Source organism: Clostridium sp. (assembly GCF_036643715.1).
Classification (GTDB): Bacteria; Bacillota; Clostridia; order Clostridiales; family Clostridiaceae; genus Clostridium.
The window spans coordinates 18,482-40,811 of the sequence record NZ_JAVXRL010000018.1; the positions used below are offsets into that span (position 1 = coordinate 18,482).

The window sequence follows — 22,330 nt, forward strand, 5'->3', positions numbered from 1 at the left end:
AACATCACCTTTTTAAATTCCTTTCTATTTTTTAACTATATCTCTGTTATCTATTAATTCTCACTCAGTATACTCAATGTGCTTCTTATTTATGATTACATAATAGTCCTCCATATTATAAGTATCAATTCTTATAATCCTTTGATTTAACTTATATTAAGGCGAATATCTATCTTACACACATATTTTAAATGCTATTCTCATTGTAGCTTTAATTATTATCCATTAACAATAGTTATTAATATTCTTTAAACAGCAGTATTCATCTCATTTACGTTTTATTAACAAAAAAATAAAGCCTTGAATCACATATTATTCAAAGCTCTATTTCTTATATTAATCCATAAAATATAATACCCAGTATACCTGCTATAACAATAGATATAATCGGATGTACCTTTTTCGATAACAACAGTCCGCCGATTATTAAAGTTATAATTACTGACTTAACATCTACATATGCATCTTTAGCTAAATCTATAAATGCTTGTATTATAAGTGCAATAAGTACTGGTCTCATTCCAAGTAAAGCTGCCTTTAATACTTTAGATTCTTTAAATTTCTCCATCATTTTTGAAGCAATTGAAACTAATATGAATGATGTTGTAACTACTCCAAGTGTTGCAGCAACACTTCCAAAAACTCCTGATACTTTATATCCAACAAAAGTTGCTGAGTTTATTGCAACCGGGCCAGGTGTCATTTGTGATATTCCGATTATGTCCATAAATGTGCTTGGTGCTATCCAGTGGTTATTTGTTATTATTTCTCTCTGTATAAAAGGTATCATTGCATACCCTCCACCAAAACTAAAAGTTCCAATTTTTAAGAAAGTGAAAAATAATTGTATTATTAAACTCATTTACTTCACCTTCTCCCTTAAAAATACTGCACCATATATTGCAGCTGCAATTACTACAATTACTGGATTAATTTTAAATATTACAAGTGCAATTAATGCTATAACTATCATTATTCCATTTCTAATATTTTTATCTATTCCTTTAGAAAGACTTATAACCCCTGTTAAAACTAATATTGGTACTGCTGCTGATATTCCTTTGAATACGAGATTTACATAATAGTTATCCCTAAATTGCATAAAGAAACTTGCAACAACTAATATTATTAAAAATGATGGAAGAGCTACTCCAAGTAATGCAACAACTCCCCCTAACACTCCAGCTATTTTATATCCAATAAAAATAGAACAATTTATAGACATAGCTCCAGGGAAACTCTGAGATACAACTAACATATCCATAAACTCTTCTTTGCTTACCCAACCTTGTTTGTTTACTACTTCTTCTTCAATAATAGGAATCATCGCATATCCACCACCAAAGGTAAAGGCACCTATTTTAAAGAATGAAATAAACATTTTAAAAATCTTATCCACACTTTTTCCTCCAAATTCATTAATGTATACACATATTTTATCACAAATGAGAAAAAAAAAACGTGGACATAAATCCACGTTTTTGAAAATTCTTTATTATATGCTTTTTACTATTCTTGTTCTAAGATTATTTTCTTAGCTCCTAGTATTGATGAAGCACTCATTGAGAATTCATCTAGTCCATATTCAACTAATGTTGGTATAGCAGTTTCGTCTCCTGCCATTTCTCCACACATTCCAACCCATTTACCATGCTTATGAGCTCCATCGATTGTCATCTTGATTAATCTAAGAACTGCTGGATGCATTGGATTGTAAAGGTATGATACCTTCTCACTCATTCTGTCTGCAGCTAATGTATATTGGATTAAGTCATTTGTTCCTATTGAGAAGAAATCAACTTCCTTAGCTAATTCATCAGCCATTACAGCAGCAGCTGGTATTTCTACCATGATACCCCATTGAATTGAATCTGAATATTCTAATCCTTCTGCTTTAAGTTCTAGAATACATTCTTCTACAACTTCTTTAGCTGATCTGAATTCTTGTATTCCTGAAATCATTGGGAACATTACAGCTAAGTTTCCATAAACTGAAGCTCTAAGTAATGCTCTTAATTGAACTTTGAATATTTCTTTTCTATCTAAACATAATCTAATTGCTCTATATCCTAAGAATGGATTCATTTCTTCTGGTAAAGGTAAGTATGGTAATGTCTTATCTCCACCAATATCAAGTGTTCTTATAACAACTTGTTTTCCATCCATGTTTTCTAATACATATTTGTATGCTTCATATTGTTCTTCTTCTGTTGGAGCACTGTCTCTATCCATATATAAGAACTCTGTTCTAAATAATCCGATTCCGTCTCCTCCATTTGCAAGAACGCCTTCAACATCAGCAGCTTTTCCGATGTTTCCACATACTTCAATTCTCTTACCTGACTTAGTTACAGTTTTAACTTCGATAAGTTTCTTAAGCTCTTCTTGTTCTGCTCTGAAAACTTCTCTCTTAGCTTCGTATTCTTTTACTGTAGCTGCATCTGGATTTATTATTGCTATTCCTTCAATACCATCTACGATTATTGAATCTCCAGTTTTAACTGAAGTTGTGATATCTCCAAGACCAACTATAGCAGGAATTTCTAATGTTCTAGCCATAATAGCTGAATGTGAAGTTCTTCCTCCGATGTTAGTTAAGAATGCAACAACCTTGCTTCTATCTAATTGAGCTGTATCTGATGGAGTTAAATCTTCTGCAACTACTATTGTGTTACCTTCAGTTATTGCAAATGCTTCTCCGCCTCTTCCAGCTAAGTTTGATATTATTCTTTTTGAAACGTCTTTAATGTCAGCTGCTCTTTCTCTCATGTAATCATTGTCCATTGATTCGAATATAGCAACAAATGAATTTGTTACATTTTCAACAGCTTTCATAGCGTTTGTATTGTTATTTTCTATTTCCATAGCCATAGCGCCTGTGAATTCTGGATCATCAAGTAAAGTTATGTGTGCTTCGAACACAGCAGCTTTCTCTTCTCCCATTTCATCAGCAGCTTTAACTTTTATCTTTTCTAATTGCTCTTTTGAAGCATCTAGTGCTTTTTGTAATTTGTCCTTCTCTAATGCTACATCAGTGATTTTTTCATCTGTTATAACTATTTCTTCATGCTCTTGTAAGAATACCTTTCCAATAGCGTATCCTTTTGAAGCCGCAATACCTTTTTTCATAATAAAAATCCTCCTTAATTATGGTACTTTTAAAAAATAAAATTAAGTACATAAAAAAAACTGTTATTTAATAACCAGTCTTCTGATATCTTTTACATAGTTAAGTATAACCCTAAATTATTATAACATAATTTATTCAATTGTTAATACTATATACTACTTTTTTATGCAATATGGTAAACTTTTTGTCATTATTTATTTACATTTTATACTTTTTTATACTTTTTTTATTAATTTTGTAATCTATTTTTCAAACTATTTAGAGTTTTTACACAATTTTCTCTAATCCTTTTCATAAAATATTTTGTAAAAAAATAAGGAAACCTAATTATTTTATAATTTGGCTTCCTTTAATAAGAATTTATATTATAGTATTTTGGCCTTTAGTTTTGCGTGGTCATACTTAACTATTTTACAATATTAATTATAATCCACATAAAAACCTAAAAATAGTGATTAAATTTCATATTTATTGTACAAAACATATATTATTTTTTAAAGGTCATCAATAAGTGTTGCAGCTTTTGCATATGCAGTTGATTTAGCTTCAAAGAAGTCTGTTTTAACTGAATTTGCATCCGCCTGTCTATCAACCCACTCTGCTGGATTATTGTCATATCCATCATAAAGTCTTCCAAGTCCTATTGAAGCAGATCTCATATTACCTAAGTACTTAATATAGTCGTTAATAAGCTTCCTATTTAGTCCTTGAATCTTATCACCTATTACATACTCTCCCCACTCAATTTCGTTCTCTACACCTGTTCTCATCATTTCTCTAAGTTCTTCTTTAATCTCTTCAGTGAAAAGTTCTGGTTCTTCCTTTTGAAGTTCTCTTATTATACTTCTAAATAACCAAAGATGAGTATTTTCATCTCTATTTATATATCTTATTTCTTGAGCAGATCCTGGCATCTTTCCATTTCTCTCTAAATTATAGAAGAACATAAATCCTGAATAGAAATATACTCCTTCTAATATATAGTTTGCCATTATTGTTCTTAATAAGTTATGTTTTGTTGGTTCACTTAAAAATGTATTATATTGATCTCCGATAAACTTATTTCTTTCTAATAAAATTTTATCATCTTTCCATTGGTATAAAATTTCATTTCGCTTCTCTGGCGAACAAATAGTATCTAGCATATAACTATAACTTTGTGAGTGAACAGCTTCTTGGAAAGCTTGTATTGTTAAGCAAAGATTAACTTCACTTGCAGTTATATAATTGTTTATATTAGAAAGATTTGCTGTCTGTATTGAATCTAGAAAAATTAAAAATGAAAGTATCTTATCATAAGCTGTTCTTTCCTCTTCATTAAGCTTCTTATAATCTTTTAAATCTTGAGCTAAATTTATTTCTTCTGGTATCCAGAAATTATTCATACCTTGTCTGTACCAATCTGAAACCCAAGTGTATTTCATATTATTAAAATCATTAAGATTTGTTGTATTACCATTTATCATTCTTTTCTTTGAAGTTTCTATATCTCCAAATTCATTGAATAGCGGTTTTTTATTTATATCTAACATTTCTTTCATTCTCCTCTAAACAAACTTATTAAGCTGAGCAGCTCTCACAATCTCCAACAGTTAAAGATTTACTTCTTACATAATATACTGATTTAACTCCAGACTTGCATGCTTCTATATAAAGATTCATAATGCCTCTCATTGTATAATTAGTAGTAATATAGAAGTTAAATGATTGTCCTTGGTCTATATGTCTTTGTCTAACACCATTCATCTTTACACACCAAGCTTGATCTATATTATAAGCTGAATTGTAGTACCAGAATGTTTCTTCTGAAAGACCTGGTGCTGTCTTTGGAACTATACTTCCCTTTTTCTCTTCAAGCCAAAATCTTGACATTACAGGGTCTACTCCTTCTGATGTTCCTGCAAGTGTTGCAGTTGAACCATTTGGAGCTATTGCAAGTAAGTATCCATTTCTCATACCGTATGTTTTAACATCTTCTCTTAAATTGTTCCATCTATCTGAATTATATTCTCTAATATTAAAGTAATCTCCATTATCCCAATCTGAACCTTGGAATTCTGGATATCTTCCCTTTTCTTTTGATATCTTCATACTTGCTTTTATAGCATAGTAATTAATATTTTCATAAACTTTATCTGCAAATTCTTCATGTTCATCTGCTGTAAAGTGTACTCTATTATTTGCAAGCATATGATGATATCCTGATGTACCAAGACCTACTCCCCTGTATTTTTTATTAGTAACTTCTGCATATGGAACTGAATAGTAATTTAAATCAATAACATTATCCATAGCTCTTATTTGAGTTTCTACAACATACTCAATTTCTTCTTCATTTGTAACATCAATATTACCTAATACTACTGATGAAAGATTACATACAACAAAATCTCCAGCCTTTGTTTTCTCAACTATTATTTTGTCTCCATTTTCATCTAATATTTCTGTATTTTGAATATCCATTGCACTCATATTTTGCATTATTTCAGTGCAAAGATTTGATGAATATATCATTCCCTTATGTTTATTAGGATTCATCTTATTTGCTGCATCTCTATAGAAAGCAAATGGTGTTCCAGTCTCTGCTGCACTCTTTATAATAAGACGTACAAGATCCTTAACTTTCATAATACGCTTATCTATTCTTTCATCATTTACGCAATCAAAATATCTCTTTTCCCACTCTTCTCCATAGAAATCTTCTAATGAATACCCTTTAACCTTCTTTATTTCGTGCGGACACATCATGTACCAGTTACCGTCAATATCATTCTCTGCCATCTTCCAGAATAAATCTGGGTAGCAAAGACCTGGGAATACATCATGTGCTTTCTTTCTATCATCACCATTATTAGTTCTAACTTGAAGGAACTCTGGTAAATCTTTATGCCAAGCATCAAGCCATATAGCAACAGAACCATTTCTAACTCCAAGCTGATCAACAGCTATTGCTGTATCATTAAATAGTTTTACCCAAGGTATTATTCCACCAGATGCTCCTTTAAAGCCTCTTATAGGTGAACCTAGCGCTCTAATCTTACCAATGTATATTCCCATTCCACCACCGAACTTAGAAACTTCTGAGAAATTATCTAGTGATTTATAAATTCCCTTCAAACTATCATTTACAGTATCAATGAAGCATGAACTTAATTGATAAAATGGCTTCCTCGCATTTGACATAGTAGGAGTTGCCATTGTTGCTTTAAGTGAACTTAAAACGTCATAAAATCTCTTTGCATAATAAAGTCTGTTTTCCTTCTTTTCTGGTATAGCAAGGTGCATTGATATTCCCATAAACATTTGTTGTGGTAACTCTAATACCTCACGATTAAAGTTCTCAACTAAATATCTTTCTCCTAAAAGCTTTATACCACTATAAGTGAATAAGAAGTCTCTCTCTGGCTTTATTTCCTTCTCAAGTTCTTCTATATCTTCTTTAGAATAGTTATCTAATATATATTTTCCGTATAACTTTTCCTCAGTTAATTTATTTACAAATCCATAAAGGTCTCCGTATAAATCTTCATCTTCTGAAATTCCTCTATTTCTTCTTACTTTATCATAAAGCTTATGTACATATAGCTTTGCTGCTGCTTTTTGCCAATCTGGCTCCATATCTGTTGTAAGTTCTAAGGATACCTGTATTAATGATTCCCTAATTTCTTCATATCCCATTCCAGGTCTTACAATTAAGTCTAATTTTTCTTTTAATACTTCTACGTTATATATTCCAAATTCATCATTTATTGATGATAATGATAATTCTAAAAGTGCATCTATTTCCTTCACCAAATTTCCCTCCAAAGCAATATATAGTATATTTATATTGTATTTTTACCAAACCAACACAATATATTGACTTACTTATTATAGTTTTTAAAAGCTTTTATGTAAAATTATATAAAGTTCACTGTAGTATTAAAATAGCCTTTTTTATTTAATAAGCTTTAAATATCTCTTCTTTTTAATAACTTTTATCCTTTGACAATTCAAACTACGAAACATTAAATATTTGAATTATTTTTAACAAAAGACCTCCATATAAGTAAACGGTTATACCTATATGGAGGTCAATAATATTATTCTATTTTAAGTTACTTTCCCACTCTACTTCTTTAAATCCAACAAGGACTTTGTCATCACCTATAACTAACGGTCTCTTAACCATCATCCCATCAGATGCAAGTATATCTAAAAGTTCATCTTCTGATAAAGTTTTTACTTTATCTTTCATTCCTTGTTCTCTATAAAGCACACCACTTGTGTTAAAGAACTTCTTTATCTCTAATCCACTTCTATCAAGCCAAAGCTTTAGCTCTTCCTTAGTTGGATTACTAAGTTTTATATCTCTGTCTATAAAGTCAACTTTGTTTTCTTCTAACCACTTCTTTGCTCTTTTGCAAGTTGTGCATTTTGGATATTCTACAAATAAATAACTCATATATATTCTCTCCTCTTGTTAAAAAGATTACTTTCTAATATTTATTATTGATTATATCATATTCAAAATATTTTTTCATACTTATTCTATTGTTTCAAAAGGAAGGTATACATATATTTTAAATAAATCTCCCTCTCTTTTAATTCTTGTTGTACCTTCATGAAGTTCAACAATGCTCTTTGTAATTGCAAGACCAAGTCCTGAACCATCAACAGCTGACGTTCTTGACTTATCACCTCTTGCAAATCTTTCAAACATTTCAGATTCATTAAATTCCATTTCATAATTTGCAACATTTTTAAATGAAATAAGTACTCCGTTATCTTCTTTTATTATACTAGCATAAACTCTAGTATCATCTAATGAATATTTAAGAGCATTTATAACTATGTTCTCTATAACTCTAGAAATCATTATTCCATCTAGTTCCATTATTATTTCATCTTCATCACAATCAACTTTAAATTCAATTCCTTTATCTTCGTAAAGGGATGAGAACTCTCCAATTACTTGATATATAAGTGATACAACATCAATACTATCTTTCTTTAACTGAAGCTTTCCTGAATTTATTTTTGATACTTCAAATAAGTCTTCTATAAGAGATTTAAGCTTATTAGATTTTTTCTCTAATATCTTTAAATAATCCATTCGTTCCTCTTCTGATATTCTGTCATCTTGAAGTATATTTACGTAGTTTATTATTGAAGTTAATGGTGTTTTTAAATCATGAGATACATTTGATATAAGTTCTGTCTTTAGCTTCTCATTTTGAAGTGCTTCATCGACAGCAATATTATACCCATCTTTCATCTTATTAATGTTTTGAATAAGTTCCCTTACTTCTACTCCACCAATTTCTTTTATAGTGTGCTCAAAGTTACCATCATTTATTATTTTAAGATCATCTTTAACCATTCCAATTTCTATGTTTCTCTTTACTGAATACATTATTCCAATCATAGGTAATATTACAATAAGGAAACTTCCCTTAAACGGGTATTGACTAAAGAAATTTGCAATTATATTATTTTCAATCCCACCTATAGCAAGTAAATATAAATAAACAATATAAAATATTATGCTTGCTATTAAAGCTATTAACATAGTCCTTCTTGGACCTTTATATTTAAATGCATGTTTAAATATATATATTATATCTTTTATTATATTTCCTCTAACAACTACTTTGCCTTTCTTGCTGAAAATTACATAAATTATTTTAAAGAATAAAAATATACCAACAACTATAATTACTGAAAATAATACTATATCTCCAATAGCTCTCTTAACTTGAGGCATATATTTAACCTCTGGTGTATAATATATTTCTTCAAAATCTTTTAATACTTTAGCTGAATATGCAACATCTCCATCTTCAACTAACTTATTATATATATTTACGTTATTACAGCTGTAAGTAATTATATGTTCACCTTTATACTTTTCTTCTATAACTTTGTAGAGATTTTCACCTTGTATTTTCTTAACTCCTTGGAAAAAGGAATCATTAGTAAAGATTTCATCAGTAAATTTATTTCTAATAATAAAATAAATATCCTTAGGTAATTTATCGTTTGAGTAAAAGCTATTATCATATATGTTGCTTCTAATACCATCTTTTTCTCGTTCTGTTGAGTATAGCAATTTATTTAAACTATCAGTCCTATTATAAATATCCGTATTTAATATTTTCGCATCATTCTTAAGGGAATTCTTATAAAATGATTGTCTATCAAAAACAGCTTCTATTGCTCCTGTACCATCTCTTGAACTTGAGCTTTTAAAATATTTTATAGAAATATCTGCACACGCAACTCCTACAACAATTACTATTATTATTTCCATTAACCAAACATTATTAAAGTATTTTTTAAACTTACTTCTCAATCTTGTATCCAATTCCCCATACCACCTTTATATATTCAGGCTCCTTAGTATTAATCTCTATCTTCTCTCTTATTCTTCTTATGTGAACAGTAACTGTATTCTCACTCTTATAAAATGGTTCTTCCCAAACCTTTTCGTATATCTCCTTAATTGAAAATACTCTTCCAAGATTTGATGCTAAAAGAACTAATATTTTATATTCTGTCGCTGTAACTTTAATTTCTTCATCTCTTACAGTAACCATTTTAGCTATTGTATCTATTTCTAAATCTTTTACCTTTATGAAATCCTTATTTTCCATTGATAATGGATTTTCATATCTTCTAAGCTGTGACTTTACTCTTGCAACAAGTTCTAAATGATTAAATGGTTTTGTTATATAATCATCAGCACCAACATTTAGCCCTAATATTTTATCTGAATCCTCACCTTTTGCTGATAACATGATTATTGGAATATTATTTGTTTCTCTAATTTTTAAACATGTCTTTATTCCATCCATCTGTGGCATCATTATATCTAGAACTATTAAGTGAATATTTTTTTCTTCTAATATTTCTAAAGCCTGTATCCCATTGCTAGCATTAAAAACTTTTAGATTCTCTCCCCTTAAATAAATATTTATGGCATCTCTTATTTCCTTTTCGTCATCTACAACCAAAATGTTAAACATACTTAGCCACTCCTTCCTATAAATATCTTATCGTAAATCCGATTAAAAGAACACGTACCTTTGTTACGAAATTCTTAAAACTCCTATTTATTATCCATATGTATTTCTACATTTGTACTCTTATGGTTTATATTATCTTTCTTATTTTCCATATAAGTCTTTATTAATATACCAACACAAATCAAAACTAGTATATATAATATTATTTTTTTAGTCTTTAAATTACCTGGTAAATTCATTCTAAACATACATAATACCTCTTTAAAATTTAATATATTCTATATTATCCTTCAATATTATCACAATGTCTAGAAAACAGTTTTATTTGTTGTAGCTATTAGAACCTTTTTAAAGATATTAATAAGGTTAATGATATAATTGCCCCTCTTCCTATTTCTTCCTCATATACCCCTCAAATCACAACTATTTAGATGTTAACTTTATTGAGTATTTTATATATAATAGACTGGTTATTACATAATTTTTTTAATTTATACAATAGGAGATTAACATGAAAATTTTACTCAAAAGTAAAACCTTTATTTTAGATGTAATTCTAATTTTTGTTGGATGCATTATTGCTTCCCTTGGAGTTAATTTATTTTTAACTCATGCCAAATTACTTAGTGGTGGCGCCACTGGTATAGCACTTATTTTTCAGTACCTTTTTGCTGTACCTGCAGGTGTTGTTGTTTTCATTATAAACCTACCACTATTTGTACTAAGTTATAGAAGACTTAGTAAATCATTCACTCTATACTCAGCAATCGGAATGTTATCACTTTCCATTGCACTTATTATAACCAAACCTCTATCATCATTTGTTAAAGTTGATGATATTTTATTGTACTGCATTTATGGTGGTGTTCTTTGTGGTATTGGTTATGGTATCGTATTTTTAAGAAATGGATCTACTGGTGGTACTGATATTATCACTATGTTAATTAGACAAAAGTACTCAAACTTTGAGATTGGTAAACTTGGATTTATACTTAACTGCTTAATTGTAATAGTTGGAGCTGCTATATTTGGAATTCCAAAGGCACTTTATACTTTATTATCAATTTTCATTCAAGGTGCTGTTTTAGACAGAGTTCTACGTGGACTTAACAGTAAAAAACTTATGCTTATAATTACAAAGAAAAGTCAAAATATTATCGACTTCGTTATTGATGATATGACTAGAGGTGTTACTTCAATTCCAATTGAAGGTGAATATACTCATAGCAAGAAGAAGATGCTTTATTGCATCGTAACTACAAGTGAGATGCTTTTATTAAAAAATAAAGTTTATGACATTGACCCTAAAGCGTTCATTACGATAATGGACACATCTGAAGTTAAAGGTAAAGGCTTTAAAAGTATATAATATAAAAAAGGCTATCTACAAAAGATAGCCTTTTTCTTATACCATTTTTAAATACTCTTCTCTTCCTATATCATATAAGTTATTACCTAAACTATCTATTACAACAACTAGAGGTAAATCCTTAACTTCTAGCTTTCTTATAGCTTCAGAACCTAAGTCTTCATATGCAATAATTTCAGACTTAATAATACTCTTTCCTATAAGAGCTGCCGCTCCACCAATTGCACCAAAGTATATAGCTTTATTTTTCTTTATACTATTTATTACTTCATAATTTCTAAGACCTTTACCAATCATCCCTTTAAGCCCTAAGTCGAGAAGTTTTGGTGCATATGCATCCATTCTATAACTAGTCGTTGGTCCTGCAGAGCCTATAACCATTCCAGGCTTTGGAGGTGTTGGTCCAACATAGTATATAATCTCTCCCTCTATATCAAAAGGAAGCTTTTCTCCCTTATCTAAAAGTTCAATTAACCTTTTATGTGCAGCATCCCTTGCTGTATATAAAGTTCCTGTTAATAACACAGAGTCCCCACATCTTAATTGATCAATCTCACAATTACTAAGTGGTGTTATAATTCTCTTTACCATAATTTTATACCTCCTATATAACTCTCTCTTTATGTCTTGTTACGTGGCAACTTATGTTAACTGCAACTGGCATTCCCGCTATATGTGTTGGATATGTTTCAATATTTATCCCCAAAGCTGTTGTTAATCCACCAAACACCTGTGGACCAATTCCTAAACTGTTGATATCTTTTAAAAGCTCTTCCTCTAACTGTGCATAAATTTCATTTTTATTTCTTTCCTTTATACTTCTAAGAAGTGCTTTTTTTGATAAATATGCAACTTTATCAAAAGTTCCACCAATTCCAACTCCAACTACCATCGGTGGACACGGATTAGGACCTGCCTCTTCAACAGTTTTCAAAATGAACTTCTTAACTCCTTCCAATCCATCTGAGGGTTTAAGCATTGCAACCTTGCTCATATTTTCAGAACCAAATCCCTTTGGTGATACAGTTATTTTAACTTTATCTCCATCTACAATATTGTAATAAATAACAGCTGGTGTATTATCTAAAGTATTTACCCTATCGATTACTGGATCTTTAACTACTGACTTTCTTAAATATCCTTCATCATAACCTCTTTTTACACCTTCATTTATTGCAGTTTCTAAATTCCCATCAATAAAATGCACATCTTGTCCAATATCTAAAAATACACAAGCCATACCTGTATCTTGACATATAGGCATTTTTTCATTTTTTGCTATCTCATCATTCTCAATAATTCTATCAAGGACATCTTTAGCAATAGCAAACTTTTCTTCACTTTTACCGACCATAAGACCTTCTTTAATATCATCACCAATATAATAATTAGCCTCAATACATAAATCCTTTACAATATCTCTCACAATATTTACACTAACATCTCTCATAACTCAATTCATCTCCCTTCTCCTATAGTTTATTTCTTAAGGGCATATTTTTCAATATATTACTTTTATTTCTAGACAAAAAAAGAGCTGTTCTGTAACAACTCTCTCAATTTCCTAGGAAATATAACAATTTAATTTAATATTGGTTTCTTTTCTGGTTTTTCTTCAAAATATTTATCTATTCCATTACCGATTGCTGTAACAATAGATCTTTGATATTCTTCATTTTGAAGATTTTTCTCATCGTCATAATTAGATAAAAATCCACATTCTACAATTACACTACCACAATCATATCCGTCTCTTAGTATCTTGTAAGCCTTCTTAGCATCTTTAGCAACTCTTGTATTCTCTGGCTGAACTTGTTCACGCACTGCAAGCTGAATGCTCTCTGCAAGCTTCTTACTCTTCTCATTACTTGAATACCAAACCTGGGTTCCTTTGCACTTTTGACTTGAAAACATATTTTGATGTATTGATATGAATAGATCGCATTCAGTTTCTTTTTTCATTTCACATCTTAAGTGAAGATCATCTTTCTTACCTGTAGCTAATGATATATCATCTTCTCTAGTCATATATACTTTATATCCTTTACTTGCTAAAACATCTCTTAATTTTAAACTTATAGATAAATTAATTCCCTTCTCAATTGTTCCATTTTTTGATTTTGCTCCGCCATCAAAACCACCGTGACCTGCATCAATTAATATTTTATATTCATTGTTACTTTGATCTGCATAAGCTGCGTAATTACCTATAAATAAAAATATAATTGTCAATAATACCGTTTTGAAAATCTTCATGTTTTCTATCCTCCTTAAAAGTCTTATAGATTTATTATGTGATTACACCCTTTATTTATTCTGGTAAATATAAACTTTAACAAAAAAAGAGAATCACAGTTACGTGATTCTCTCGTAATAATTTTTATTATTTTGTATTATTCTCTATAACACTTTGCGCTATATTTTTAGCATGATCTCCAATTCTTTCGAAGTTTGAAATCATATCTAGGAATATTGCTCCAGCGTAAGCATTACATTTTCCGTCATATAATCTCTTTATATGTTTGTCCCTATATTGCTTTTCTGATGAATTTATTCTCTCTTCAATACTATTTATACTACTTGCTTTTTGAACATCTCTATTTTCATAGCTGTCTATTGCAAGTTGTAGTGCTGTAAGCGTATAGTTATATATTTGATGTAATTCATCTACAGCATCTTGGCTATATTTTAATTTTTTATTTGATTTTTGAGTTGCAAGATCAGCTATGTTTTCTGCATGATCTCCAATTCTTTCGATATCATTTATTATGTGGAAAGTTGAAGCGACTATACCACTTTCTTTATCTGATAACTCACACTTTGATAGTTTAACTAAATATGTTGTTATTGATTCTTCTAACACATTTATTATCTCTTCATTATTATATACATCATTAACGAGTTCTTCATTCTCTTCGTTAAATGCTTGCATTGATAACTCTAAGTTTTGCTTAGCTTTGTTTGCCATTCTGATAGTTTCTTTAATGACTTGTCCAGCTGCAATTACTGGTGTTTCAAGTAATCTATCATCTATATATTTAGGACCAACTTTTTCAATTTCGTCATCCCCTGGAATTATCTTATTAACTGCTAGTATTAAATACTTTCTAAGTGGTAACATAACCGCCGTATTTGCGATGTTAAATACAGTATGTGAATTTGCTATTTGTCTTTGAACATCATCTGGGCTCATGCTTGTAACTAACTTACCTAATATACCGATAAGAGGTAAGAATAGAATTGTTCCACCTACATTAAATATTAAATGTAGCATTGCTGCTTTATGTGCTGTCTTATTTGTACCTACTGTTGAAAGCATTGCTGTTATACATGTACCTATATTACATCCAAATAAGATAGGTAATGCAGCTTCAATGTTAATTGCGCCTGCTGTTGCAAGAGCTATAAGTATCCCTGTTGTTGCAGAAGAACTTTGCAGTATTGCTGTAATAGCTGCCCCTGCTATAATTCCGATAAACATATTATCTCCAATTGCTACAACTAATTGTTCAAACATTGGTGATGCTGCTAGTGGTTTCATTGCACCACTCATCATTCCCATTCCTGTGAATAATATACCGAATCCTAGTATGATATTTCCAATATCTCTTCTCTTCTTCGCTTTAGCAATCATAACCATTGCTGCTCCAATAAATATGAAAACAGGAGCTATAGTATCAAGTTTAAAAGCAACTAACTGAGCTGTAATTGTAGTACCAATATTAGCACCCATTATTACTCCAGCAGCTTGTGCTAAATTCATAAGTCCTGCATTAACAAAACCAACAACCATTACTGTTGTAGCACTACTACTTTGTATTACAGCCGTAACTGCCGCTCCAACAAAAACTGCCATTATTGGGTTTGATGTTACTTTTTCAAGAATTCTCTTTAACCCTTCTCCGGCGGCGTTTTCAAGACCATCTCCCATTAATTTCATTCCATAAAGAAATAATCCAAGACCTCCCATTAAAGATATAACCGTCATTACTACAGAATTCAAATTTGTTCTCCTCCATCTCAATTAAAATTTATATAATCTACTTAATTTCTTATTTGTGAACTTTGTAAGGTAAGTGTACATTATTTCTTTACATTTGTTAATATTAATTCCATTTATTTAACCTAGATTTAATATAAGATTACTTTTTCTTCTATTTTTTACTTTTTTATCATTTTTGCATGTAAAATCTAATTAAAATCTCTTAACTTTTATGTAGATAAATTTACTTTATTGTATAAAAAAAAGAGAAGAGTAAAACTCTTCTCTTTCATCCGTACTCCAAATATTATCTCTTTGAGAATTGTGGAGCTCTTCTTGCTTTCTTAAGGCCGTATTTCTTTCTTTCAACCATTCTTGGGTCTCTAGTTAAGAATCCAGCTTTCTTTAATTCTGACTTTAAAGCTTCGTCTGATTTAACTAACGCTCTAGCGATACCGTGTCTGATTGCTCCAGCTTGACCTGTGAATCCTCCACCGTGTACGTTAACTAATACGTCAAACTTATCTTTAGTTCCTGTTAAAACTAAAGGTTGGTTCACGATAACTCTTAAAGTTTCTAAACCAAAGAAGTTTTCGATTTCTCTTTTATTTATAACTACTTTACCATTTCCTGGTACTAGTCTTACTCTTGCAACTGATTTTTTTCTTCTACCAGTTCCCATGTATTGAACTTTTGCCATTTTAAATCCTCCTCCCGAGCTTCGGTTATTAGTACTTTAATTCAAGTACTTCTGGCTTTTGAGCTTCATGATTGTGCTCTTCGCCTCTTACTACGTTTAATTTCTTTAACATTTTTCTTCCTAAAACTCCGCTTGGAAGCATTCTTCTAACTGCTTCTTCAAAAGCAAATTCAGGTTTCTTTTGTAACACTTCTCTGTATGGGATTTCTTTTAATCCACCTACGTATAAGCTGTGCTTTCTCATCATTTTTTGATCTAACTTCTTACCAGTTAAAACAACCTTTTCAGCATTGATTACGATAACGAAATCTCCGCAGTCAACATTTGGTGTAAATGTTGGCTTATTTTTTCCTCTTAAGATTGAAGCAACTTGGCTAGCAACTCTTCCTAGTGGCTTACCAGCAGCATCAACAACATACCATTTTCTTTCAACGTCTTGTGCTTTCGCAATGTATGATTTCATGTCTTTTTCCCTCCTTGAACTTACAGTGAGCAATATTCTTCATATTGCATTTATGTCAAGATCCTTAAATTTTAAGAATCTTCCGTACATAAATATTCTAACAAACATACATCATTATAATACACGCTTACGGGCGTGTCAATGTATTTTACATATTTTTTTATATTAATAATAAACTTTTTCTAAAACTAGACCATTAGGTGGTGCACAATGCCCTGATTTTTCTCTCTTACCAGTATTTATGGCACTTAGAACCTCATTATATCCCTTTTTTCCTAGTCCAACCTCTACTAAAGTTCCTACTATTATTCTTACCATATTATATAAAAAACCATCAGCTGTAACGTAAATTTTTATAAGTTCGTTATCTTTTTCTATATGTAAGTCACTTATCGTTCTAACTGTTGTTTTCACCGAGCTTCCATTAGTTTTAAATGCGCTAAAATCATGTTTTCCTATGAAGCATTTACAAGCCTCTTTCATATCATCTATATTTAATTCATCCATAACGTGATAAACATAATTTTTAAAAAGTGCAACCTTTTCTCGTCTATTAATTATAGTATAACAATATGTTTTTCCCTTGCTATCATATCTTGAATGGAACTCATAAGGTACCTCTTCTGACTTTATAATTGCGATGTCACTTGGTAACTTAGTATTTATAGCCTCTCTAAACCTCTCTGGCGGCACACTGCTATCTACCCTAAAGTTCGCTACCATTCCTTTTGCATGAACTCCTGAGTCCGTTCTAGAGCTTCCTGTTATAGACACTTCTTCTTTAACAATCTTTGATATAGCATTCTCTATACTTTCTTGAATTGTTTTACCTTGTTTTTGCCTTTGCCAGCCGTTATAACCTGTTCCGTCATATTCAATAGTTAATTTTATATTTTTCATGTAAATACACCTAATCCTTAAAGCACTCTAATAACTATACTTGCAATAAATAATATTCCAAATATACACCATGCTAAAATATCATTTTTAGTAAATACTAATTGTTTCATTCTTGTTCTTCCAGCTCCACCTCTATAACATCTAGCTTCCATTGCCATAGCAAGTTCATCTGCTCTTCTAAATGAACTAATAAATAATGGAACTAATAGTGGTACTAAACTTTTTGCCTTTTGAATAATTCCACCTGATTCAAAATCTGCACCTCTAGCCTTTTGAGCTTTCATTATTTTATCTGTTTCATCCATTAGCGTTGGAATGAATCTTAAAGCTATTGTCATCATCATAGCAAGCTCATGAGCTATTTCCTTACCAATTGGTCTAAGAAGTCTCTCAATACCATCTGTAAGCTCTATAGGTGATGTTGTTAAAGTAAGTAAGGATGTTCCTGCAACTAAGAATATTAATCTAAGCGCCATAAATGCAGCTGTCCTAATACCTTCAACATAAACATTCAAAAATCCAAAATGGAATAATAATGTTTCTGGTGTTCCTTTAATCATAAAAATATTTAAAACTGAAGTAAATAACACCAAAATAATAATAGGTTTTAATCCTTTTAATATAAATTTAGGTGGTACTTTTGAATTAATAATAACTGCCGCAAGAAATGCAACAACTATAATATACCCATAAAACTTATCTATTAAAAATAAAGATACAATAAATAATAAAGATATTAAAATCTTTGTTCTAGGGTCTAATTTATGAGTAAATGAGTTCCCTGGTATATATTGTCCTATAGTTATATCCTTTATCACTTATTTACCCTCCCCGTACTCTCTTCTTTATTTCCAAATAATCTAACTAATTCCTTTTTGCATTGTCCTATTGTATAAACCTCGTCACTTACTTCAAAACCTCTTTTTCTAAGTTCCATCATAAGGTAAGTAACTTGTGGCACACCAAGACCTATTTCTTCTAATACTTTAACATTTTTAAATACTTCAGCTGGTGTTCCTTCTAAAGCAATTTTACCCTTATTCATAACAACAACTCTTTGAGCAATCTTAGCTACGTCTTCCATACTATGACTTACTAAAATAATTGTCATATTATATTTTGAATGAAGTAACTGTATTTGTCCTAATATGTCATCTCTTCCTTTAGGGTCTAACCCTGCTGTAGGCTCATCCAAAATAAGTGTTTTTGGCTCCATTGCAATAACTCCAGCAATTGCAACTCTTCTCTTTTGTCCACCACTTAAATCAAACGGAGATTTATCTTTATATGTTTCAAAATCAAGTCCAACCATCTCCATAGACATCTTTACACGCTTATCTATTTCATCTTCATCTAAACCTAAATTTGTAGGACCATATGCAATATCTTTAGCTATTGTTTCCTCAAAAAGTTGATATTCAGGATATTGAAATACAAGTCCAACCTTCTTTCTAACATCAGAAAGCTTTACTCCCTTTTTAGTAATATCCTCACCATCTACAATTATACTTCCAGATGTAGCTTCTAAAAGCCCATTCATATGTTGTATAAGTGTAGACTTACCTGATCCTGTGTGTCCTATTAAAGCAATAAATTCACCATCTTTGATGTCTAAACTAACATTATCTAATGCTTTCTTTTCAAAAGGACCATTTGCCATATATACATGTGTTAAATTCTCTATTTTAATTGACATAACGCATCCACCATCTCATCTACATTTATTATTTTACTATCTAAATCTATACCTTCTTTTTTTAGCTCATAACTTAGTTCTGTTACTTGTGGTACATCAAGTCCTATTTTCTTCATAAGTTCAACTTGAGAAAATACATCTTTTGGAGCACCTTCAAGTATTAGCTTACCATTGTCCATAACAACGATTCTATCTGCTTGTGCTGCTTCATCCATATAATGAGTAATAAGAACTATAGTAATTCCATATTCCTTATTTATTTCTTTAATATTATTTAAAACTTCTTTTCTACCTGATGGATCAAGCATAGCTGTTGGTTCATCAAATATAATACATTCTGGTTGCATAGCAAGTATCCCTGCAATAGCGACCCTTTGCTTTTGACCACCAGATAAAAGGTGCGGAGCGTGTCTTTTATATTCACTCATTCCAACCTTTTCTAAACTTTCATCAACTCTTCTTCTTATCTCCTTAGGATCTACTCCTAAATTTTCTGGTCCAAAGGCTACATCTTCTTCAACTATTGTAGCTACCATTTGGTTATCTGGATTTTGGAATACCATACCGGCTTTAGATCTTACATCCCATACGTTATCCTTATCCTTAGTATTTAATCCATCAACATATACAAAGCCCTCACTTGGTATAAGTAATGCATTCATATGCTTTGCTAAAGTAGATTTTCCTGAACCATTGTGACCTAGAACAACTAGAAATTCACCTTTATTAACAGTTAAATCAACACCATTTATAGCATACTTTTCAATGCCATCTTCATGTGACGTGTACTTAAAAACTAAATTTTCACATTTAATCATATCTTGACTCATTTGGTCCTCCATAATTTATACATATTTAATATATTTTTTTACTACCCTAAACAATAATTTCTATACAATTGTAGAATGTTACTGTATATACACTTTATCATTATTATTATATACCATAAATTGCAACTTTCAACTCCAATATTGAATTTCCATTATTACACCTCTATAGAAATTATTTTGAATATAACAAAATGGGGATTAAGAATAATCTTAATCCCCATGAAAAATTATACTAATTCAAGTATAACTATTTCAGCTCCGTCCCCTCTTCTAGGGCCCTTTTTATACATTCTTGTGTATCCACCGTTTCTTTCAGTGTATTGTGGAGCTATATTGTCAAATAAGTGTTTAACTACTGCTTCTTCTTGAACAAATGTTAAAACTTGTCTTCTAGCGTGAAGATCGCCTCTCTTTGCAAGAGTAATCATCTTTTCAGCTATACTTCTAGTTTCTTTTGCTCTAGTTTCAGTTGTTTCGATTTTACCATGTTTTAAGAAACTAGTTACTAAGTTTCTTAACATAGCTCTTCTTTGGTCAGTAGGAAGACCTAACTTACGATAACCTGCCATGGATTTACCTCCTTACTCGTCGCTTAATTTTAAGCTTAAGCCTAATTCTTTAAGCTTCTTTTCAACTTCTTCTAAGGATTTCTTTCCTAGATTTCTTACTTTCATCATGTCGTCCATTGATCTGTTAGCAAGCTCTTGAACTGTATTGATTCCAGCTCTCTTTAAACAGTTATATGATCTAACTGATAAATCCAACTCTTCTACAGTCATTTCTAGTACTTTTTCCTTTTTATCTTCTTCTTTTTCAATCATTATTTCAACATCATTAGTTTCATCTGTTAATGACATGAATAATTTAAAATGTTCTATTAAGATTTTTGATGATAAGCTTATTGCTTCATCGATCTTTATAGTACCATTAGTCCAAATTTCAAGTGTTAACTTATCATAGTCAGTAATTTGACCGACTCTAGTATTTTCAACTTTAAAGTTAACTCTCTTAACTGGTGTATATATTGAATCAACAGCTATTGCTGATATTGGTAGGTCTTCACTCTTATTTTTGTTCTGAGTAACATATCCTCTACCTCTATTAACAGTTAATTCCATATAAAGTCTTCCATCGTTATCTAAAGTTGCAATATGTAAATCCTTATTAACAACCTCAACATCTCCGTCTGTCTTTATATCTGCTGCTGTAACAACACCAGGTCCTTTTGCATCTATATATATAGTCTTAGGACCTTCACCATTCATTTTTAAAGCTAAAGCTTTGATGTTAAGGATTATCTCAGTAACATCTTCTTTAACTCCTTGTATTGTAGAAAACTCGTGAAGCACACCATCAATTTTAACTGAAGTAGTTGCAACTCCAGGTAATGATGATAATAGTATTCTTCTTAGGGCATTTCCTAAAGTTATACCGTATCCTCTTTCTAATGGCTCTACAACGTACTTACCATAAGTACCGTCTTCATTTGCTTCTACACATTCAATTATTGGCTTTTCGATTTCTAACATACGAACCCTCCTTATTTTTAAAATGGCAACCTTATTTTGAGGGCAACTGATTCTATATTTGTACTAACAAATATTACAATTATTTGCTATATAACTCAACGATAAGAGTTTCATTAACTGGTACGTCAATATCTTCTCTAGTTGGCATAGCAACTACTTTGCCTTCGTAGTTTTCAACGTTAGCTTCTAACCATTTTGGTAAAGTCTTTGGATTTTCAACGAAAGTCTTGAACTTTTCGCTTCCCTTGCTCTTCTCAGAAACAGTTATTATATCGTTAACTGATACTTTGAATGAAGGAATGTCAACCTTTTTACCATTTACTAAGAAATGACCGTGGTTAACTAATTGTCTTGCTTCATTTCTTGAAGCACCATATCCTAATCTATATGCAACGTTATCTAATCTTAATTCTAATAACATTAATAAGTTTTCACCAGTAATACCCTTCATGTGTTCAGCTTTTTCATAGTATGATCTGAATTGGCCTTCTAACACTCCGTATATTCTTCTAGCTTTTTGCTTTTCTCTAAGTTGTACACCGTAGTTTGATAACTTCTTTCTTGCTGCTCCGTGTTGTCCTGGTGCATAACTTCTTCTTGTGAAAGCACATTTATCTGTATAACATCTATCCCCTTTAAGGAATAGTTTCATACCTTCTCTTCTACATAATCTACATGTAGCTCCAGTATATCTTGCCATTAATTACACCTCCTGTATGAATCT

The 22,330-nt window shown here is 30.7% G+C and carries 23 protein-coding genes; 1 reads left to right on the forward strand and 22 read right to left on the reverse strand.

What is annotated here, in order from left to right:
- Positions 1-331 precede the first annotated feature (331 nt).
- The 9 genes from RSF37_RS07020 to RSF37_RS07060 form a co-directional block, all read right to left on the reverse strand.
- Positions 332-862: a chromate transporter gene (locus tag RSF37_RS07020; RefSeq protein ID WP_332563696.1), complete on the reverse strand. Its 531-nt coding sequence runs from the start codon at positions 860-862 to the stop codon at positions 332-334.
- Positions 863-1,399: a chromate transporter gene (locus RSF37_RS07025; RefSeq protein ID WP_332563697.1), complete on the reverse strand. Its 537-nt coding sequence runs from the start codon at positions 1,397-1,399 to the stop codon at positions 863-865. It lies immediately after the preceding gene.
- 110 nt (positions 1,400-1,509) lie between these two features.
- Positions 1,510-3,129 (reverse strand): phosphoenolpyruvate--protein phosphotransferase, encoded by a 1,620-nt coding sequence (gene ptsP, locus RSF37_RS07030; protein ID WP_332563698.1) that lies wholly within the window; start codon positions 3,127-3,129, stop codon positions 1,510-1,512.
- A gap of 495 nt (positions 3,130-3,624) precedes the next feature.
- Positions 3,625-4,662, reverse strand: coding sequence for a ribonucleotide-diphosphate reductase subunit beta (locus RSF37_RS07035; protein ID WP_332563699.1), 1,038 nt, complete (start codon positions 4,660-4,662; stop codon positions 3,625-3,627).
- Positions 4,663-4,690: 28 nt separating this feature from the next.
- Positions 4,691-6,913: a ribonucleoside-diphosphate reductase subunit alpha gene (locus tag RSF37_RS07040; RefSeq protein ID WP_332563730.1), complete on the reverse strand. Its 2,223-nt coding sequence runs from the start codon at positions 6,911-6,913 to the stop codon at positions 4,691-4,693.
- A gap of 304 nt (positions 6,914-7,217) precedes the next feature.
- Positions 7,218-7,574 carry an arsenate reductase family protein gene (locus tag RSF37_RS07045; RefSeq protein ID WP_332563700.1) on the reverse strand — a complete coding sequence of 119 codons (357 nt, stop codon included), beginning with the start codon at positions 7,572-7,574 and terminating at the stop codon, positions 7,218-7,220.
- Positions 7,575-7,655: 81 nt separating this feature from the next.
- Positions 7,656-9,476, reverse strand: a complete 1,821-nt coding sequence (locus RSF37_RS07050) for a sensor histidine kinase (RefSeq protein ID WP_332563701.1) — start codon at positions 9,474-9,476, stop codon at positions 7,656-7,658.
- Entirely contained in the window at positions 9,454-10,137 is a 684-nt protein-coding gene (locus RSF37_RS07055; RefSeq protein WP_332563702.1) for a response regulator transcription factor, read from the reverse strand. The genes RSF37_RS07050 and RSF37_RS07055 overlap by 23 nt, the downstream gene beginning before the upstream one ends.
- Positions 10,138-10,220: 83 nt before the next feature.
- Positions 10,221-10,385 carry a hypothetical protein gene (locus RSF37_RS07060; protein WP_332563703.1) on the reverse strand — a complete coding sequence of 55 codons (165 nt, stop codon included), beginning with the start codon at positions 10,383-10,385 and terminating at the stop codon, positions 10,221-10,223.
- Positions 10,386-10,648: 263 nt separating this feature from the next.
- On the opposite strand from RSF37_RS07060, the gene RSF37_RS07065 reads away from it, so the two are divergent.
- Complete coding sequence (locus RSF37_RS07065) at positions 10,649-11,506, forward strand: YitT family protein (protein ID WP_332563704.1); 858 nt, start codon at positions 10,649-10,651, stop codon at positions 11,504-11,506.
- A gap of 36 nt (positions 11,507-11,542) precedes the next feature.
- Here RSF37_RS07065 and RSF37_RS07070 read toward each other — a convergent pair whose 3' ends face one another.
- The 13 genes from RSF37_RS07070 to rpsD all read right to left on the reverse strand — a co-directional run bounded on the left by RSF37_RS07070 (position 11,543) and on the right by rpsD (position 22,306).
- On the reverse strand, positions 11,543-12,097 hold the full coding sequence (locus tag RSF37_RS07070; RefSeq protein WP_332563705.1) for a Fe-S-containing hydro-lyase: 555 nt from the start codon (positions 12,095-12,097) through the stop codon (positions 11,543-11,545).
- Between the two features lie 13 nt (positions 12,098-12,110).
- Complete coding sequence (locus RSF37_RS07075; RefSeq protein WP_332563706.1) at positions 12,111-12,956, reverse strand: fumarate hydratase; 846 nt, start codon at positions 12,954-12,956, stop codon at positions 12,111-12,113.
- A gap of 131 nt (positions 12,957-13,087) precedes the next feature.
- Positions 13,088-13,762 (reverse strand): N-acetylmuramoyl-L-alanine amidase, encoded by a 675-nt coding sequence (locus tag RSF37_RS07080; protein WP_332563707.1) that lies wholly within the window; start codon positions 13,760-13,762, stop codon positions 13,088-13,090.
- A gap of 127 nt (positions 13,763-13,889) precedes the next feature.
- On the reverse strand, positions 13,890-15,494 hold the full coding sequence (locus RSF37_RS07085; RefSeq protein WP_332563731.1) for a Na/Pi cotransporter family protein: 1,605 nt from the start codon (positions 15,492-15,494) through the stop codon (positions 13,890-13,892).
- Between the two features lie 301 nt (positions 15,495-15,795).
- Positions 15,796-16,188 carry a 30S ribosomal protein S9 gene (rpsI, locus tag RSF37_RS07090; protein ID WP_024615630.1) on the reverse strand — a complete coding sequence of 131 codons (393 nt, stop codon included), beginning with the start codon at positions 16,186-16,188 and terminating at the stop codon, positions 15,796-15,798.
- A 28-nt stretch (positions 16,189-16,216) separates the two neighbouring features.
- A complete protein-coding gene (gene rplM / locus RSF37_RS07095; RefSeq protein WP_332563708.1) occupies positions 16,217-16,651 on the reverse strand; it encodes a 50S ribosomal protein L13 in 435 nt (144 codons plus the stop codon).
- 165 nt (positions 16,652-16,816) lie between these two features.
- Positions 16,817-17,551, reverse strand: a complete 735-nt coding sequence (truA, locus tag RSF37_RS07100; protein WP_332563709.1) for a tRNA pseudouridine(38-40) synthase TruA — start codon at positions 17,549-17,551, stop codon at positions 16,817-16,819.
- A 17-nt stretch (positions 17,552-17,568) separates the two neighbouring features.
- The gene (locus tag RSF37_RS07105; RefSeq protein ID WP_332563710.1) at positions 17,569-18,369 is read right to left on the reverse strand and encodes an energy-coupling factor transporter transmembrane component T family protein; all 801 of its coding nucleotides are present in this window, start codon (positions 18,367-18,369) and stop codon (positions 17,569-17,571) included.
- Positions 18,366-19,247: an energy-coupling factor transporter ATPase gene (locus tag RSF37_RS07110; RefSeq protein WP_332563711.1), complete on the reverse strand. Its 882-nt coding sequence runs from the start codon at positions 19,245-19,247 to the stop codon at positions 18,366-18,368. Before RSF37_RS07110 ends, RSF37_RS07105 begins: the two co-directional genes overlap by 4 nt.
- Entirely contained in the window at positions 19,232-20,077 is an 846-nt protein-coding gene (locus RSF37_RS07115; protein WP_332563712.1) for an energy-coupling factor transporter ATPase, read from the reverse strand. Before RSF37_RS07115 ends, RSF37_RS07110 begins: the two co-directional genes overlap by 16 nt.
- 227 nt (positions 20,078-20,304) lie before the next feature.
- Positions 20,305-20,646 carry a 50S ribosomal protein L17 gene (gene rplQ / locus RSF37_RS07120; RefSeq protein WP_332563713.1) on the reverse strand — a complete coding sequence of 114 codons (342 nt, stop codon included), beginning with the start codon at positions 20,644-20,646 and terminating at the stop codon, positions 20,305-20,307.
- 12 nt (positions 20,647-20,658) lie between these two features.
- Complete coding sequence (locus RSF37_RS07125; protein ID WP_039312883.1) at positions 20,659-21,606, reverse strand: DNA-directed RNA polymerase subunit alpha; 948 nt, start codon at positions 21,604-21,606, stop codon at positions 20,659-20,661.
- Between the two features lie 79 nt (positions 21,607-21,685).
- A complete protein-coding gene (gene rpsD, locus RSF37_RS07130; RefSeq protein WP_332563714.1) occupies positions 21,686-22,306 on the reverse strand; it encodes a 30S ribosomal protein S4 in 621 nt (206 codons plus the stop codon).
- Positions 22,307-22,330 lie beyond the last annotated feature (24 nt).

Coding starts and splice junctions, on each gene's coding strand:
- RSF37_RS07110 (WP_332563711.1), bottom strand. CDS start 19,247: ATGTCAATTAAAATAGAGAATTTAACACATGTATATATGGCAAATGGT.
- RSF37_RS07035 (WP_332563699.1), bottom strand. CDS start 4,662: ATGTTAGATATAAATAAAAAACCGCTATTCAATGAATTTGGAGATATA.
- RSF37_RS07075 (WP_332563706.1), bottom strand. CDS start 12,956: ATGAGAGATGTTAGTGTAAATATTGTGAGAGATATTGTAAAGGATTTA.
- RSF37_RS07115 (WP_332563712.1), bottom strand. CDS start 20,077: ATGAGTCAAGATATGATTAAATGTGAAAATTTAGTTTTTAAGTACACG.
- RSF37_RS07055 (WP_332563702.1), bottom strand. CDS start 10,137: ATGTTTAACATTTTGGTTGTAGATGACGAAAAGGAAATAAGAGATGCC.
- rpsI (WP_024615630.1), bottom strand. CDS start 16,188: ATGGCAAAAGTTCAATACATGGGAACTGGTAGAAGAAAAAAATCAGTT.
- RSF37_RS07070 (WP_332563705.1), bottom strand. CDS start 12,097: ATGGTAAAGAGAATTATAACACCACTTAGTAATTGTGAGATTGATCAA.
- RSF37_RS07085 (WP_332563731.1), bottom strand. CDS start 15,494: ATGACGGTTATATCTTTAATGGGAGGTCTTGGATTATTTCTTTATGGA.
- RSF37_RS07045 (WP_332563700.1), bottom strand. CDS start 7,574: ATGAGTTATTTATTTGTAGAATATCCAAAATGCACAACTTGCAAAAGA.
- RSF37_RS07065 (WP_332563704.1), top strand. CDS start 10,649: ATGAAAATTTTACTCAAAAGTAAAACCTTTATTTTAGATGTAATTCTA.
- ptsP (WP_332563698.1), bottom strand. CDS start 3,129: ATGAAAAAAGGTATTGCGGCTTCAAAAGGATACGCTATTGGAAAGGTA.
- RSF37_RS07060 (WP_332563703.1), bottom strand. CDS start 10,385: ATGTTTAGAATGAATTTACCAGGTAATTTAAAGACTAAAAAAATAATA.
- rplM (WP_332563708.1), bottom strand. CDS start 16,651: ATGAAATCATACATTGCGAAAGCACAAGACGTTGAAAGAAAATGGTAT.
- truA (WP_332563709.1), bottom strand. CDS start 17,551: ATGAAAAATATAAAATTAACTATTGAATATGACGGAACAGGTTATAAC.
- RSF37_RS07125 (WP_039312883.1), bottom strand. CDS start 21,606: ATGTTAGAAATCGAAAAGCCAATAATTGAATGTGTAGAAGCAAATGAA.
- rplQ (WP_332563713.1), bottom strand. CDS start 20,646: ATGGCAGGTTATCGTAAGTTAGGTCTTCCTACTGACCAAAGAAGAGCT.
- rpsD (WP_332563714.1), bottom strand. CDS start 22,306: ATGGCAAGATATACTGGAGCTACATGTAGATTATGTAGAAGAGAAGGT.
- RSF37_RS07080 (WP_332563707.1), bottom strand. CDS start 13,762: ATGAAGATTTTCAAAACGGTATTATTGACAATTATATTTTTATTTATA.
- RSF37_RS07020 (WP_332563696.1), bottom strand. CDS start 862: ATGAGTTTAATAATACAATTATTTTTCACTTTCTTAAAAATTGGAACT.